Origin of the sequence: Paenibacillus lupini (genome assembly GCF_011761355.1) — a bacterium.
GTDB classification, from domain to species: Bacteria; Bacillota; Bacilli; order Paenibacillales; family Paenibacillaceae; genus Pristimantibacillus; species Pristimantibacillus lupini.
In genome coordinates, this window is the sequence record NZ_JAASRW010000005.1 from 462,930 (window position 1) to 477,587 (window position 14,658).

Annotated in this window: 14 protein-coding genes; all 14 read left to right on the top strand. The window is 45.7% G+C overall.

What is annotated here, in order from left to right; genetic code table 11:
- Positions 1-72 precede the first annotated feature (72 nt).
- Positions 73-618, top strand: coding sequence for a hypothetical protein (locus tag FHS17_RS18545; protein WP_167279907.1), 546 nt, complete (start codon positions 73-75; stop codon positions 616-618).
- A 215-nt stretch (positions 619-833) separates the two neighbouring features.
- Positions 834-2,645 carry a sensor histidine kinase gene (locus tag FHS17_RS18550; RefSeq protein ID WP_167279908.1) on the top strand — a complete coding sequence of 604 codons (1,812 nt, stop codon included), beginning with the start codon at positions 834-836 and terminating at the stop codon, positions 2,643-2,645.
- A complete protein-coding gene (locus tag FHS17_RS18555) occupies positions 2,623-3,390 on the top strand; it encodes a response regulator transcription factor (RefSeq protein ID WP_167279909.1) in 768 nt (255 codons plus the stop codon). Before FHS17_RS18550 ends, FHS17_RS18555 begins: the two co-directional genes overlap by 23 nt.
- A 96-nt stretch (positions 3,391-3,486) precedes the next feature.
- The gene (locus FHS17_RS18560; protein ID WP_167279910.1) at positions 3,487-4,812 is read left to right on the top strand and encodes an ABC transporter substrate-binding protein; all 1,326 of its coding nucleotides are present in this window, start codon (positions 3,487-3,489) and stop codon (positions 4,810-4,812) included.
- A 110-nt stretch (positions 4,813-4,922) separates the two neighbouring features.
- Entirely contained in the window at positions 4,923-5,807 is an 885-nt protein-coding gene (locus tag FHS17_RS18565; protein ID WP_341805854.1) for a carbohydrate ABC transporter permease, read from the top strand.
- 15 nt (positions 5,808-5,822) lie between these two features.
- Positions 5,823-6,650 (top strand): carbohydrate ABC transporter permease, encoded by an 828-nt coding sequence (locus tag FHS17_RS18570; protein ID WP_167279911.1) that lies wholly within the window; start codon positions 5,823-5,825, stop codon positions 6,648-6,650.
- Complete coding sequence (locus FHS17_RS18575) at positions 6,598-8,919, top strand: FAD-dependent oxidoreductase (protein WP_341805855.1); 2,322 nt, start codon at positions 6,598-6,600, stop codon at positions 8,917-8,919. Before FHS17_RS18570 ends, FHS17_RS18575 begins: the two co-directional genes overlap by 53 nt.
- Positions 8,920-9,049: 130 nt before the next feature.
- The gene (locus tag FHS17_RS18580) at positions 9,050-9,451 is read left to right on the top strand and encodes an RrF2 family transcriptional regulator (protein ID WP_167279913.1); all 402 of its coding nucleotides are present in this window, start codon (positions 9,050-9,052) and stop codon (positions 9,449-9,451) included.
- 51 nt (positions 9,452-9,502) lie between these two features.
- The gene (locus FHS17_RS18585; RefSeq protein ID WP_167279914.1) at positions 9,503-10,153 is read left to right on the top strand and encodes an MBL fold metallo-hydrolase; all 651 of its coding nucleotides are present in this window, start codon (positions 9,503-9,505) and stop codon (positions 10,151-10,153) included.
- A 33-nt stretch (positions 10,154-10,186) separates the two neighbouring features.
- Positions 10,187-11,290: an AbrB family transcriptional regulator gene (locus tag FHS17_RS18590; RefSeq protein WP_167279915.1), complete on the top strand. Its 1,104-nt coding sequence runs from the start codon at positions 10,187-10,189 to the stop codon at positions 11,288-11,290.
- Between the two features lie 222 nt (positions 11,291-11,512).
- Complete coding sequence (locus tag FHS17_RS18595; RefSeq protein ID WP_167279916.1) at positions 11,513-11,968, top strand: SRPBCC domain-containing protein; 456 nt, start codon at positions 11,513-11,515, stop codon at positions 11,966-11,968.
- A gap of 235 nt (positions 11,969-12,203) precedes the next feature.
- Entirely contained in the window at positions 12,204-13,169 is a 966-nt protein-coding gene (locus FHS17_RS30920; protein ID WP_279590368.1) for a hypothetical protein, read from the top strand.
- A gap of 359 nt (positions 13,170-13,528) precedes the next feature.
- On the top strand, positions 13,529-13,915 hold the full coding sequence (locus tag FHS17_RS18605) for a GIY-YIG nuclease family protein (RefSeq protein ID WP_167279917.1): 387 nt from the start codon (positions 13,529-13,531) through the stop codon (positions 13,913-13,915).
- Between the two features lie 125 nt (positions 13,916-14,040).
- Positions 14,041-14,646 (top strand): pentapeptide repeat-containing protein, encoded by a 606-nt coding sequence (locus FHS17_RS18610; RefSeq protein ID WP_167279918.1) that lies wholly within the window; start codon positions 14,041-14,043, stop codon positions 14,644-14,646.
- The last annotated feature ends 12 nt before the right edge of the window (positions 14,647-14,658 follow it).

A 14,658-nucleotide genomic window follows, 5' to 3' on the forward strand; every position in this document is an offset into this window, starting at 1 on the left:
ATGCGGTAACAGTCTCCTCTCTCTAAAAATATGATGCTAGTAACTGCTCATAGCGAGAGAGGAGATTTATAAATGAAGAAGGCAAAAATCAGTTTATCTCCGCCTGAATTCACTTATTTTAACGAGATTAAGTATTCGATAGGCAAGGACCCGCTTGTACGGATCGGTCCCCTAGCGGATCTGGGGGACGGTCAATTCGAGGTCACCCTTTATGTCAAAGGTTTGAAAAAAGCTAAAGCGCTCGCTACACTGATTGCCCCTGATAAAGTGATTGGGGGAATTAACATTCATGTGAAGGTAGTAAATAACGGGAAAGTAGTTAGTCCAATTGAACGTGAATTATCTCCTCAAGAAATAGCAGCTTTGTACAGAATTGCATTCCGTACGAACCGTTTCTTTCATTTTGTTACCTTAAGAAGCATTTTTGGAAATACATTCGTATATCCGGTGTTCCGAATCAGAGTCATTCAGTTCTTCAATGATGATCTGTCTGATTTCTACGGCAACTATAATAACGTAGCAGCACTTGTGTTCCGAAACGTGCTTCGTACTGTTATTGATGACATTCCGATTCAATTATCGACTGATAAGAAGAAGTCTTGCAAAAAGAAGAAATAATATAGAGGAGGGGCTTTCCTTACGTCTTAAATGACAATGGGAAAGTCCCTTTAATATGCTTTATGGATTTGTGATGCTCTCAAAACTAGCCCGTTTTCCTGTAATAGCAGGAAGGCGGGCTTTTGTTTCTTTGATTGGGCAAAAAACTCACTTGCGGACGGGCATACCTGTCAAGTAAATTGAGAGGTATAAAAGCCTTGGAGGACTGAGCTGTAATGCTGACACGATGGTTCCGCCGAATTACACCGGATACGTTTAAACACCGGATACTGCTTTCCTTCCTGTTATTCCTCCTTGTTCCGATCGCGCTGTTATTTCTCTACAATTTCCGGGAGACGGAAGTGCTGCTTCAGCGGAATGCTTCGGACAAAAATATTGAGCAGCTGGAGGGAATCAAGAATGATCTTGTTGATCTAATGAGCCTTGTGATGAAGACAGGGATGCTGCTTGAGCAAGATTCTGTTCTTCGTCAAGTGATGCAGGAGCCGGGGAATTATGATGCCATTAATCGCAAAAGAATCGTAGAAAATAAATTCGCAGGAATTGAAAACAGCTTTTTCCTAACGGGAGCTACGGTGTACTATACCTTAATCGACTTAAAAGGAAACGCTTACACTTCTTATGCGCCAGAGAATTCCTTGAATTACGCGGCTATAAGCTCGGAGGATTGGGTCCAGGAGCTGAAGCGGGAGGGAGGGCAGCGATACATTTGGAAGCCAAATGATGTGTCGACTGTTGTACGGGAGAGAAATGGCGATCGAATGCTCAGCCTTTACGAAGTGATGCGGGACGATGGACTTAAGCCTTTTGCTTACGGACGGTTCAGTATCGATTATGAGGAATGGTTCGCTATCAAAACTACAGGCGGCGAAGGAGAAGGGACTTACTTCTTGCTGGATGCCAAGGGCAATCTCATGCTTCAATCGGATTCCGATGAGCAGGTACCGGCGGATGTAACTACTAGTATCGTTCAAACCGCTCAAAGCGGGGATGCGGACCCTTCGTCCAAATCGATTGTGAATAATCATATGATGTACACCTATAGCAAGATTCAAGAGCTGGACGGGTACTTTGTGAAAAAGGTTCCGCTTTCCTTATTGTTTGAAGAAGTAGACAAGCAGAAAAAACGATTTTTTGCCGCGTACGGTGCCATACTGCTCCTGTTCGTACTTCTGACTTACTTTATTTCATCAACCGTTACCGGACCTTTGAAGCTCCTTCAACGCAAGATGGAAACGACAGTGAAGTCGAATCTGAAGGCGAAGCTGCCGGAGCAAGGAAGGGGCGAGATTCTGGCCTTGACTTCAAGCTTTAACTCTATGATCACAGACATTAATGATTTGCTGGAGCGTTTGAAGCTGGAGGAGCGGCAGAAGCAGTTCGTCAGGTTCCAAGTGCTGCTGGGGCAGATGAATCCTCACTTTCTGCTGAATACACTAAACACAATTAAAAGCATTGCACTAGATAAGGAAGAAGATGATATTTATGAGATTTGCGTAGGGCTTGGGAAGATCTTAGAAACGTCACTGAATATGGAGGTCGACCTTATTCTGCTGAAGGATGAGCTTGTCCTTAATGAATCGTACATGGACATCCAGCGCAAACGGTTTGGGCATGGCATCGAGCTTCGCTATGAGATAAGAGGAGAATTGGAATATGCCTTGATTCCGAAATTTTGTTTACAGCCATTGGTGGAAAATGCGTTGCTGCACGGCTTTGGGCAATCACAGCGTGAAGGACGTATCGATATTCGTGCAACAACAAGGAACAAGCTGTTGATTCTGGAAGTAGAGGATAATGGTATCGGGATGAGGAAAGCGCAGGAGAATCAGTCAACGAGGAAACGAAAGAGCATTGGTGTTCAAAATCTGCGGGAGAGCCTAGAGCTTATGTTCAAAAATCAGCCTTCAGGACTTGTCTTAGAATCAACAGATGAAGGAACGAAGGTCATGATGCATTTTCCGCTATTATTGTCCAAGCCATACGCAAAGGAGGGGATTACCGATGTGGCGAACATTGATCGTTGAAGATGAACAGCATGCGAGGGCAAGTCTGCGCAAATTGTTCAAGAAGGCAGATATCCCGTTTGAAATTATAGGTGAAGCGGTAAACGGGGAAGAGGGCTTGCAGCTTATTCGGGAACTTCAACCTGATGTTGTCATCTCTGATATCTTTATGCCGGTTATGGATGGTGTCCGATTATTGCAGCTGACAAGGGAAGAAGGCTACGAATGCCGCTTTGTCATGCTGACGGCTGTCAGTGAATTCGAGTATGCGCGGCAGGCGGTTGAGCACGGAGCTTCGGGTTATTTGATGAAGCTGTCTCTTGATTTGCCGGGTCTAAAGCAAGCGATGGAGAAAGTGTCTGCGGAGCTGGCGAAAATGGAAAAGCTTCGCCGGGCGGACAAGTGGTTCCCAGACAAGTCTGCCAAGCAACCAACCGATCATCCCGAGATGAACCGGATTATTGCATATATTGAAGAGCATTTCGCCGAAGAGATTACACTTAAAAGCCTAGCTGACTTCATCCGTATGGATGCGAGTTATGTGAGTGATTTGTTTAAGAAAAAGACGGGCACAACACTTATACACTACATTCAGAACCGCCGCATTCAAGCGGCGAAGATGCTGCTCACCGAGACGGAACGCACGGTTAGTGATATCGGTCACTCAGTTGGATTTGAGAATGACAACTACTTCATCAAGATCTTTAAGCGGTGGTGTGGTGTTACGCCTAATGAATACCGGAAAGATCAAAAATTCGTTCTATGAATATCCAAACGCTGTTCATCCCCCGATCGCCGGGCTGGTGATAAAGTTAAAGACGTAGCAGACGAGAGCTTATCATCTTCATAAGGGGGAAGACGAATGATACGAAAAGGTTGGTTAAAGGTTGTACTCATCACGACTTTGGCTGCTTCAATCCTTGGAGCATGCGGAAGCAACAACAATAACAATAATGGGAATGCTGGTCAAAATGCTGGTACGGCAAGCGAATCGCAAGCGGGTGAGAAGGTCAAGCTCACTATGTGGGGTGCCGTTCCTGCTGAAGCAGGTCCGCAAGAAGTCATCGACACTTGGAATAAGGAAAATCCGAATATTCAGGTCGAATACATCCGTTATGTCAATGATGATCCAGGCAACCTGAAGCTGGATACGGCGCTCATGACGGGCCAGGATGCAGACTTGTTCATCAACTATACGGTTAACCTTTTACAGAAAAGGGTAGATGCGGGTGTTGCTCTGGATCTTAGCAGCAAGACGGACTATAACATCGATGAGCAAATGGGTGTGGATGCCGCTCAGTGGAAAATCGACGGAAAATATTATGGCATTCCGACCAAGAAAAATATGCTGTTCATCTGGTTTAACAAAAACATGCTGGATGAAGCAGGGCTTCCGGTTCCGCCAGTGGATTGGACATGGTCGGATCTGAGAGAGTATGCCAATAAACTGAAGAAAGATAATGTATACGGGCTTTTACAGCATGATGCCGCCTTTACAGCTACGATTGACGGAACGATTGCCGGACTTGGCGTAACGAAACCGGATGGTACCTCGAACTTCGATAATGACTTGTGGAAGCAGCAGCTCCAGATTTTGCATGACATGATGTTTGTCGACAAATCAACTCCTGAGTACGGCGAGCAAGTGACAAGCAAGATGCCGGTAGATACGATGTTCCTGAAGGGTGAAGCAGCAATGCTGAGCGCAGGGGAGTTTATTTTCCGCAATGCCAATAACCTGAAGGATTATCCGCATGACTTCAAAATTGCCTTTGCAACAATTCCACAAGTGACGGCAGATCAGAAGGATTACAAATATGCAGGCGGCTTGGGGGATTTCCTCTCGGTTAACGCAAAGTCGAAGCATCAAGAGGCAGCCTGGGAATTTGCGAAATGGTATGCGGACGGCGGTATGCTGCCGATGGCAAGCGGCGGACGTATTCCATCCTCAAAGAGTGTGGATAACAAACAAGCGATGGATTTGCTCCTGAAAGGCTTAGAGGATAAATATGATTCGGAATCGATGAACAAGGTTGTGTTTGGACAATTCCCATCCTTCCAACTAAATGTTCCAAAGCAGGCAATTGATGCCCGTAAAGAAGAGTATGAGAAGTATTTCCTGAACGAGCAGGATATCGATACAACGCTTAAAAATATGGCTAAGCGTCATCAGCAATATATCAAGTAACCGGATACAGACATTAACCCTCCAAAGAGAGAAGAAGGATCATCCGCTTCCTTCTTCTCTCTTTGCTATATTCAGAAAGCTCTTAACGATAAAGAAAGGCGGCGATTTCTGTGAAAAGGAAAAGCTGGATTCAGAAGCAAGGCTGGATTGGTTATGTGTTTATTTTGCCTAATATGCTGGGTATCCTGGCATTCTTTATTTTACCAGCCCTATTCTCTTTCGGGATGATGTTTACGGATTATCAATTTGCTAATCCAAATTGGAAGTTTACCGGGATGGATAATATTAGCCGTATGTTCGGTGATGAACAGTTCTATGCCTCAATTAAATATACAGTCATATTCTTATTGTCAGTTCCGGTATCGCTGGCTATTGCATTCCTTGTCGCTCTTGTGCTGAATCGCAGTGTGTATTTGAAGGGATTGCTCAGAGGAATGTTTTTCCTGCCTTATATTTCGAGCGGCGTTGCCGTTGCATTCGTCTGGATGCTGTTGTTTCAGCCATCTCAAGGGCCAATTAATGAAGTCCTTCGCCTGATCGGTATCGTATCGCCTCCAGGCTGGTTTGCGGATTCTGACTCGGCTATGTATGCGATTGACGTGGTGCAAATCTGGTTCATGTTAGGCTACAACATGATCATTTATCTAGCTGCGTTACAGGAGATTTCAACTGAGCAGCTCGAAGCGGCAAGGATCGATGGTGCGAGCAGTGCGACTATTACATGGAAAATTGTATGGCCGCTCGTTAGTCCAACGACCTTTATGCTGTTGATTACGGGTCTGATTATGACGGTTAAATCCTTCTCTCTCATCCAGGCGATTACGGGCGGTGGACCAAGCGGAAGTACTACGATTTTGTCTCTGTTCGTCTACAAAACGGCTTTCAGCTATTACGAGATGGGTTATGCGTCAACGATTTCCTGGTTCCTGTTCGCTGTTATTCTCGTCATTACCATCATTCAATGGGTCGGCCAAAAACGCTGGGTCCATTATTAGAGAGGAGCTAGCCCTATGATTGAAACAAAAAATAACCTCTCGGTTAAGCTTTCCGTCACGATTCTTATGCTTCTCGCAGGATTGTTTATGATTGTCCCTTTCTTATGGATGATCAGCACATCCTTCCAAACACCAAGTGAAGTGTTCCGGCAATGGCTTCCTTCGAGGCTTGATTGGAGCAGCCATCAGCGGATTTGGACGGGGAGCTATAATTTTCTTCCCTATTATTTGAATTCGATCAAGATTGCGGTTATTGGTACTGCAGGTGCCGTCCTCTTGTCAGCGCTTGCTGCTTATGGCTTTGCACGTACGGAATTTAAAGGGAGGAATACACTTTTCATGGTATATTTATCCATGATGATGATTCCGCCTCAGGTGGTCTTTGTTCCGAAGTTTATTATGTTTAACTGGCTTCATATTTACAACACGCATTGGGCATTGATCTTGCCCGCTATGTTCTCGATTTTCGGAGTATTTATGCTTCGTCAGTTCTTTCTTAGTATTCCAAAGGAGATTACAGAATCTGCTTTTCTCGATGGAGCCGGCCATTTCCGGATATTTTTCAAGCTGGTATTGCCGTTAGCCAAACCAGCACTTGCGACATTCGCTATTATCGACTTTTCCTGGCAATGGAATGATTATGAGAATGCACTTGTGTTCCTGCAAAGTCCAAAGCTGTACACGATTCCTCTTGGCCTCCAGAATTTCGTTCTGGAAAACAATGTTGACTATAACGGTATGATGGCAGCCTCATCGGCAGCAATTATTCCTATGATTCTAGTATTCCTGCTTGGTCAGAAATACATTATCCAAGGCGTATCCAGCTCGGCAGTTAAAGGCTAATCCAAAGGAGGCTTATTTCATGAGACAAGAGATTGTGAAGTCCGATGTAACGGTTATTGGTGGAGGCTTGGCAGGTATTAGTGCTGCAATCGCGGCGGCAAGGTTAGGGCAAAAGGTTGCGTTGGTTCATAATCGCTCTGTACTTGGAGGCAATTCCAGCTCCGAGGTACGTGTGTGGGTATGTGGTGCAACAGGACATGGTGTTAATCGCTATGCACGGGAGACCGGTATTATGGGAGAATTATTTATTCAGAACCAATACCGGAATCCGGAAGGTAATCCTTATCTCTGGGATCTTACGCTGCTGGAGGCTGTAAAGGCGGAACCAAATCTTACACTATTCCTGAATACGGATGTAAGAGAAGTCGAAGCAGACGGTGAACTGGATAACCGGATTATCCGAAGCGTGAATGGATGGATGATGGGATCAGAGCGGGAGATCACATTCGAAAGCGAGGTTTTTCTTGACTGTACCGGGGATGGACTAGTCGGATTCCTGGCGGGAGCGGCGTATCGCATCGGGCGTGAAGCTCGTGATGAGTTCGGGGAAGACTGGGCGCCTGAAGTGGCTGACGATATCACGCTTGGCAGCACGCTGCTCTTCTACACGAAGGATGTAGGCAAGCCAGTCCGATTCGTTGCACCAGCCTTTGCTAAGGATATTACGACAACCTCCATTCCACTTAAACGTGTTATTCGGAGCGGTGACTCCGGTTGTCATTACTGGTGGATTGAATGGGGCGGTGAACTTGATACGGTTCATGAGAATGAACGTATCCGGGATGAACTATGGTCTGTTATTTATGGGATCTGGGACTTCATCAAGAACTCTGGCAGGTTTGAAGCTGAGAACATGACGCTGGAGTGGGTAGGGTCGATTCCAGGTAAACGCGAATTCCGCAGGTTCCTTGGAGATACGATTCTGACGCAAAATGATGTGATCTCCCAGGTGCCATTCGAAGACCGTATTGCCTTTGGCGGCTGGTCCATCGACCTTCATCCACCACAAGGGGTGTATGCGACCGAAAGCGGCTCCAAGCATCTGCATGCAGACGGGATTTATCATATTCCGTTTGGTTCCTTGTACTCCCGGAACGTCAGCAATCTGCTATTCGCAGGACGTAATGTCAGTGCCTCGCATGTAGCCTTCGGAACCACTCGTGTAATGGCGACTTGCGCAGTAATGGGTGAAGCAGCTGGTGTTGGTGCAGCCTTGTCGGTAATCAAGGGCGTTACTCCGCGGGAACTGCGGGAAAAGCATCTGAACGAGCTGCAGCAAACGATGCTGCGCACCGATGCTTCGGTTATCGGCCTGCATAATACTGATTCTTCTGACCTTGCAAGAAAAGGGACAGTCATGTCATCCAGCACAATGACAGGCATTTTGCTTGACCGGGCTTCGGAGGAGTATGCTCTTAAATCCGATGTTGGTTTCATCTTCCCAGCGGAAGATGGTTTTGCTGGACTAAGTCTACTTGTGACTTCCCTTAAGGAGACAAGTTTAACCATAGAGCTGTGGGATACAGGACGGGCGGAAAATTATGTGCCTGCCAACTGCAGACAAGAGCTTCAGGTTTATGTGGGTACAGGAGAAAAACAATGGATTGATGTGCCAGCGGACGCTACGAGGTTCGCAGGTGAGTCATGTAATGTATTCGTTATTGTACGTGCGAATGAAGAGGTAAGCTTGTATAAGTCGGATACGCCATTATCTGGTGTACTCGCCTTCGAGCGTGGAGTCAAACCTGTTGTCAGCTCCGATTTGGAAGACCATCAGCCTGATCAGCCGGTTATTGAATGGTCGATGAAACGACTCGTTCGTCAGCCATTCTGCTTTGCAGTTGAGACGAGCGCCTATTCTGCTGCTAAAGTTGTTGACGGGTATGTCCGGCCGTTTGGCGGTCCACATCTATGGGTATCCGAGCCGCTGGTGGAAGGCCGTGAGGAATGGGTGGAGGTCTCGCTGCCAAGAACCGCGGATGTCCAGGACATTCATATCACGTTTAATGATGATGTGAATGAGGATCTGATTAATCTGCATCATCATGAGACACCGTTCCTTATTATTCCGGAGCTAGTGATGTCATATGAGTTACAAGCTTATACTAATGGCGATTGGATTACCGTTGCGAGCGACTGCCATAACCGGACACGTAAAAAAATCCATACCTTGGAGAATGCGGTAAAAACAGACCGAATTCGAATCGTGGTTAAGGAAACGAACGGCGGCAATCGCGCGGAAGTGGTTGAAGTTCGGATTTATGAATAATAGATAAACGAATATACGGGTAGGCTGGAATCGAGCGATTCCAGCCGTTTCTTTAATCGGTTTGTGATAAAATATAATGTGTGCTAAAATTAGCACACATAAATATGAAGGAGGAAGCAATCGAGCAGCTATGGCTACATTGAAACGGTTTGGATTTGGCGTACAAGCTTTAATTGTATTGGCTTCTCAGTCGGAGCTGCTGACCAGCAGCGAAATTGCAGAGCAAATTCATTGTGAACCAACTGCCTTGCGTAAAATTTTATCGCAGCTCGTCGAAGGCGGCATTATTGAAGTGAAGCAAGGACGTTCAGGTGGTTACCAGCTGGCCAAACGGCCGGAGCAGGTTACACTTCGTGAGGTATATCAGACGGTTCATGAGGAAGAACCGCCGTGGGATCGTATGCTGGATACAACGGGCAAGCATCATTTCGGCAAGAAGGTGAATGAGTCTTTCCAGAAGATTATGGGAGATATATCCGAACAGGTTTATTTTGTGCTCGGTAATTATACGATTGCGGATTTATTGGACTAAGTTTTTTTATTCTAAATTGTGCAAAAAATAGCACATATAAAGGTGAGAGAAATGAAAATTAAATGGTATGGGCAATCTTCTTTCTTACTGACAACAGACGAAGGAACACGTGTATTAATCGATCCTTACGGGCGCCTTCTTGGCTATCGCATGCCTAAAGGTATTGAATCGGATATTGTTATTGTGACACATAATCATAAGGATCATAATCAGATTCAGGTAGCGTCCGGTGAATATATGCTCGTTAATCAGCCAAGGGAATATAAGAAAAAAGAGGTATCCATTAAAGGGATTGCAACCTTTCACGATAAGGCAGGCGGCAAGAAGCGTGGACCTAATATCGTCTTTGTTATTAAGGCAGGAGATGTGACCGTATGCCATTGTGGGGATCTTGGACATCTGCTGACTGAAGAACAAGTGCGTCAGATTGGTAAGGTAGATATTCTGATGGTTCCAGCAGGAGGTAAAATGGTATTAGGTGGAGTTGAAGCCGCCGAGGTGATGCGTCAGCTTCAGCCGACAATCGCGATTCCAATGCATTACCGGACGAAAGCGCTGGGACTCCCAGGTAAGCTGATGTTCGAAAAGGTTGAGAAATTTACGGCGGCTGCATGCGTTAAGACGCAGGAAGTTCGTGAGCTTGATGTCACGAAGGATACTTTGTCCGATTATGCAGGTGTCCTTACTTTCCTGTATGATTAACAAATAAGGAAATTAATAACGATAGGCAGGCAAATGACGGTGGACTCAAATGGATTCAAATTTATAGTGACACTTGTAACAGCAGTTGGCGGCGGAGTGATCTTTAGTCTTCTTCATACACCGATTCCGTGGCTCCTTGGGCCAATGATAGCCGTGTTAATCGGATCAAATGTATGGAAGGGCAAATATAGGTGGCCCGGACAAATTCGTAATTCCGGTATGATTATTGTTGGTTATACGATTGGTCTTTCGATGACAGGGGCAGCTCTGAAAGAAATGGGACATCAGCTGCCTACGATGTGTCTGATGACGATCATCTTGCTGCTGTTATGCGGAAGTATCGCTTTTGCAGTATCCAAGCTGTCGGATACGGATTTCAAAACCGCCTTACTTGGCGCCATACCTGGAGGATTATCGCAGGTGCTTGCATTAGCGGAGGAGACGAAAGGCGTTAATCTGACAGTTGTTACGGTTACGCAGGTGGTCAGGCTGATGATTATTGTCATTGGTATTCCGCTGCTTGTGTTCAGTCCGATCTTTGGTCAGGTGCATGATGCAGCAGCAGCAGCAGCGGTGTCACTCACAACCAACCAGGCCAATTGGGCGGACTTGTTCCCCAATATTCTTATCTTTGCTCCAATTTGTGTGATATGTGCGGTAGCTGGTAACCGGATCAATTTCCCTACTGCGTACCTGCTTGGACCAGCCATTGCTACAGCTGCTCTGCAAGGCGCGGGCCTGCATGGTCCAGCACTTCCTGCGGGTCTAATCAGTGCGGCACAGCTGATGATTGGTACGTATGTTGGTTTATTACTTAAGCCAGGCAAGCTTCAGCGGAAGGTAAGGACGTTTTCTTTTGCTATTGGAAGCGGGTTGGTCCTCATGATCTTTGCTTGGGGAGTTAGTGAGCTGCTTACTGTCCTACACCCAGTCTCAAGATCAACGGCTTTGCTTAGCCTTGCACCTGGAGGAATGGACCAGATGGGGATATTGGCACACGAGATTGATGCCGATCTGTCGATGGTATCGGGGTATCAATTGTTCCGGACTTTCTTTATCTTCTTTGCGGTACCGCCTATTCTGCGCCTATTATTTAAGATCAAACGGAAAGGTTCAGTTACGGAGCAGCCGCAGTAAACTTTTATGGATGGCATTCTCAATACCCGTCTTGGCGGGGGAATTTATTAAGGACTTGAGACATTATGTTTCAAGTCTATTTGTTCCAAACGGGACAGCTACACGTGCCGAAGCAGCAGTGCTGTTGCTACGTCTGCTAGAGCAATAAGAAATTTGTATGAATTACCATATTCCTCATGTTATGCTAGGCTGGAGTGTATTCCTATGTTGGGATGTGATAGAATGCAAGACGTTCAATTAGATCGTAATCAGCTTACATTTGAAAGTCTCATACAGGCTCCAATAGATCGTGTATGGGCAGCCATTACGACTTCAGAAGGAACAAGAGAAACCTTGTTTGGCTGTTCAATCGAATCCACGTTTGAGCCAGGAGCACGTATTGAGTTCAGAGGTCAAGGTGCAGATGGGGATAATACTCTTCATGTGTACGGTTTTGTCCGCCACTATGAGCCAAATGTGGAATTCGCTTATGAGCAGCATGCTGCACCAGCTTATGATCCCGATCATGAGACGACCTATTGCGATATGACCTTTAAGCTCATACCTGAAGGGGAGGCAACACGTTTGGTGTTTACCTGTAATTGGACAGCAGGAAATCGGGGATATGAGCATGCGAAAGCAAGCTATCCGGAATCCGATTATATGGATGCTATCAAAAGATTCGCCGAAGCTCGTTAATTGGATAAAGCCGTGTAAATGGATTTTTCATTTACACGGCTTTTTTGTGAGAATAGCCCTTTTTAAGCCAAGCATGACAAGTGCATATACCATGAGGCTCTTGTCCGACATAGATTAACGGGACAACGACCATGGAGGTGCAGGTTTGACAGCCGTAACCCGGAAATCTAAAAAGCATAAGCATTGTAAACGCAAGATTATTTGCCGTCATAAAAGAAAACCTTGCAGAATTAGGATGACGGATGCTGAGTTTGCACGTTTAATTAGTATCTTGGAAGGCATCAATAATGAGCTTCCTACTGCGCTTACACACATGGATTCCGAGCACAATCATGGCTTAATGATGCAACATATCCGGCTGATGGACTTTGTAGGGAAATCCGGAATGTGCCGCAAAAAGCTGCTTCTGAAGCTGATTGGAGATTTCATTGATCTGCTTAGAAGAATAGAAGTGTCTATCATTGATAAGGTTATTGAACAGCAACTTATTATTAATGAGCTGTTTATTATCATGGAGACCGTTAACTTAACGACTGTGCAGCAAAATACGTTTAATACAATAATCAATCAAATTAATAATACGATTAATATTTTTGGAAATCAGGGGCCTACAGGTCCGCAGGGGCCAACAGGTATTCAAGGTCCAGTGGGGCCGCAAGGTGTGCAGGGTATACAAGGCCCGACAGGAGCTCAAGGACCTCAAGGAGAGCAAGGACCGGCGGGAGCATTCTCGCCTGCTTATGCCAACTTGTATGACAACGCGGCACAAACGTTAGTCAATGGTCAGGCTGTTCGGTTTAATCAATTTGATCAGCCGTCATCCGTAATTGCAGGTGGGATTATAGCTACGGCTACGTCCCTGACGGTACCGACCGCAGGCGATTATACAACAGATTGGAGCGTTTCCTTTCTGCCGCCGCCAACCCATTGTGCATTTGGGATTTTTATTAACGGGGTGTTACATCCGGCGACCACTTCAGGGCTTGCTGTCACAGATGGTCAGCAAGTTAATAATGTAGGGGCGACTGCCATTGCACGGTTAGCTGCTGGTGATGTAGTGGAGCTTCGTGCTCTTATACCACCAACCAGTACACAAGTCGCGATTAATATAAGCGCGGTCATCCAATATCCGCCGTTTGGCGGAGTGGCAGACCAGCCAATTGCTAGTGCGTCGTTGAGGATTATTAAGTTAACGGCTTAACAATAAGGAAAGCGCTGGGATGAACATGACATCCCGGCGCTTTTAATTATTGTCGTGGCCATGCTAACGAATCGTGAGATGCTTATTTAGCGAAAAACATCTGCCTCACGAATCTAACGAATCCTGATAACGCTATTTGGCTTGTTGGTGGCAAAATGATGGGAATAAGTGGAGAATAGTGTTATGAGGATTCGTTACAAATTCAAGCGTATCGATTTTGAGCAAATAGCATTATGTAGATTCGTTAGCCGGGCCAGGCTTTTTTGTCGTGGTTGACGCATAGCTAGGGCATATGCTATCTTTGAATTCGTTACTTATTTAGTAAATTAGTAAATAAGTATGGAGGAGATGATCAAACAATGGAAAAGCAGCGAAAGAGAGAACTAGGAACAGCCTATTCGCAATCTTTTCGACGGATGGGCGTTTATCAGATTCGGAATGTAGAGAACGGCAAAATACTAGTATTAGGCAGTATGGATCTGGATGGGGCGAAAAACAGACTGGCCTTTATGCAGCAGACGAATACGAACACCGTATTTGAATTACAACAGGATTGGAACAAATATGGTGCCAGCTGTTTTGTATTTGAAGAGTTGGATTCAATCAAGCCACGCGAAGAGCATTTGAACGACCGTTCCGAATTGAAAAAATATCAGGCGGAAGTCGACGCACTCCTTGAGCTATGGATCGAGAAGCTTCAACCTTACGATGAGATCGGCTATAACCGTCGGCCTCGGGCCAATTAGATTTCTATAAAAGAACCCGCTGCTTCCTTGGAGGCTGCGGGTTCTTTTTCTCGCTCCATTGCGGCACTTAGATTGACAATTCTCTCTCCAATCGTTAACCTATCAACGAGCAGGAGGTGCGATCTATGTTGACTTATACGGACGAACAATTCGAAGGTATTGATTTCAGTGGACAAGACTTTAGGGAAGCCGAGCTGACCCGCTGTACATTTACCAAGTGCAAATTCATCAATACCTCCTTGGAGGAAGTTACAACATCGGGCTGCAGGTTTATGGAATGTGATTTCCACGGCGCCTCGCTTAATGCTTCTATTCATACGGAGTCGGCCTTTATGAACTGCCGCTTTGAACATGCGAATCTGTTCGTATCCAAGTTTTCCTTTTGTAAAATGACAGGCTCTGACTTCTCAGGCGCAGAATTGAATGGGATTACGATTGTACAAGGTGATTGGTCGTATACGAACTTAAGGCATGTTAAATTGGATAAGCAAAATTTGAAAGAGGTTCGTTTCGTAGAGTCGGATCTTATGGGTGCTTCACTTGAAAAAGCCGATCTGCGCAAATGTGACTTCACACGTGCGAACTTGACGCAAACCAATCTGAGCGGAGCGGATCTGCGAGGGGCAGAGCTGGAAGGCATCCCTGTGCATGTCCTTAATGTGAAAGGCGCACGGATGGACACTGCTCAGGCAATTATGCTGCTAAGATCGCTTGGCGCAAAGGTAGAATAACGAATCGTACAT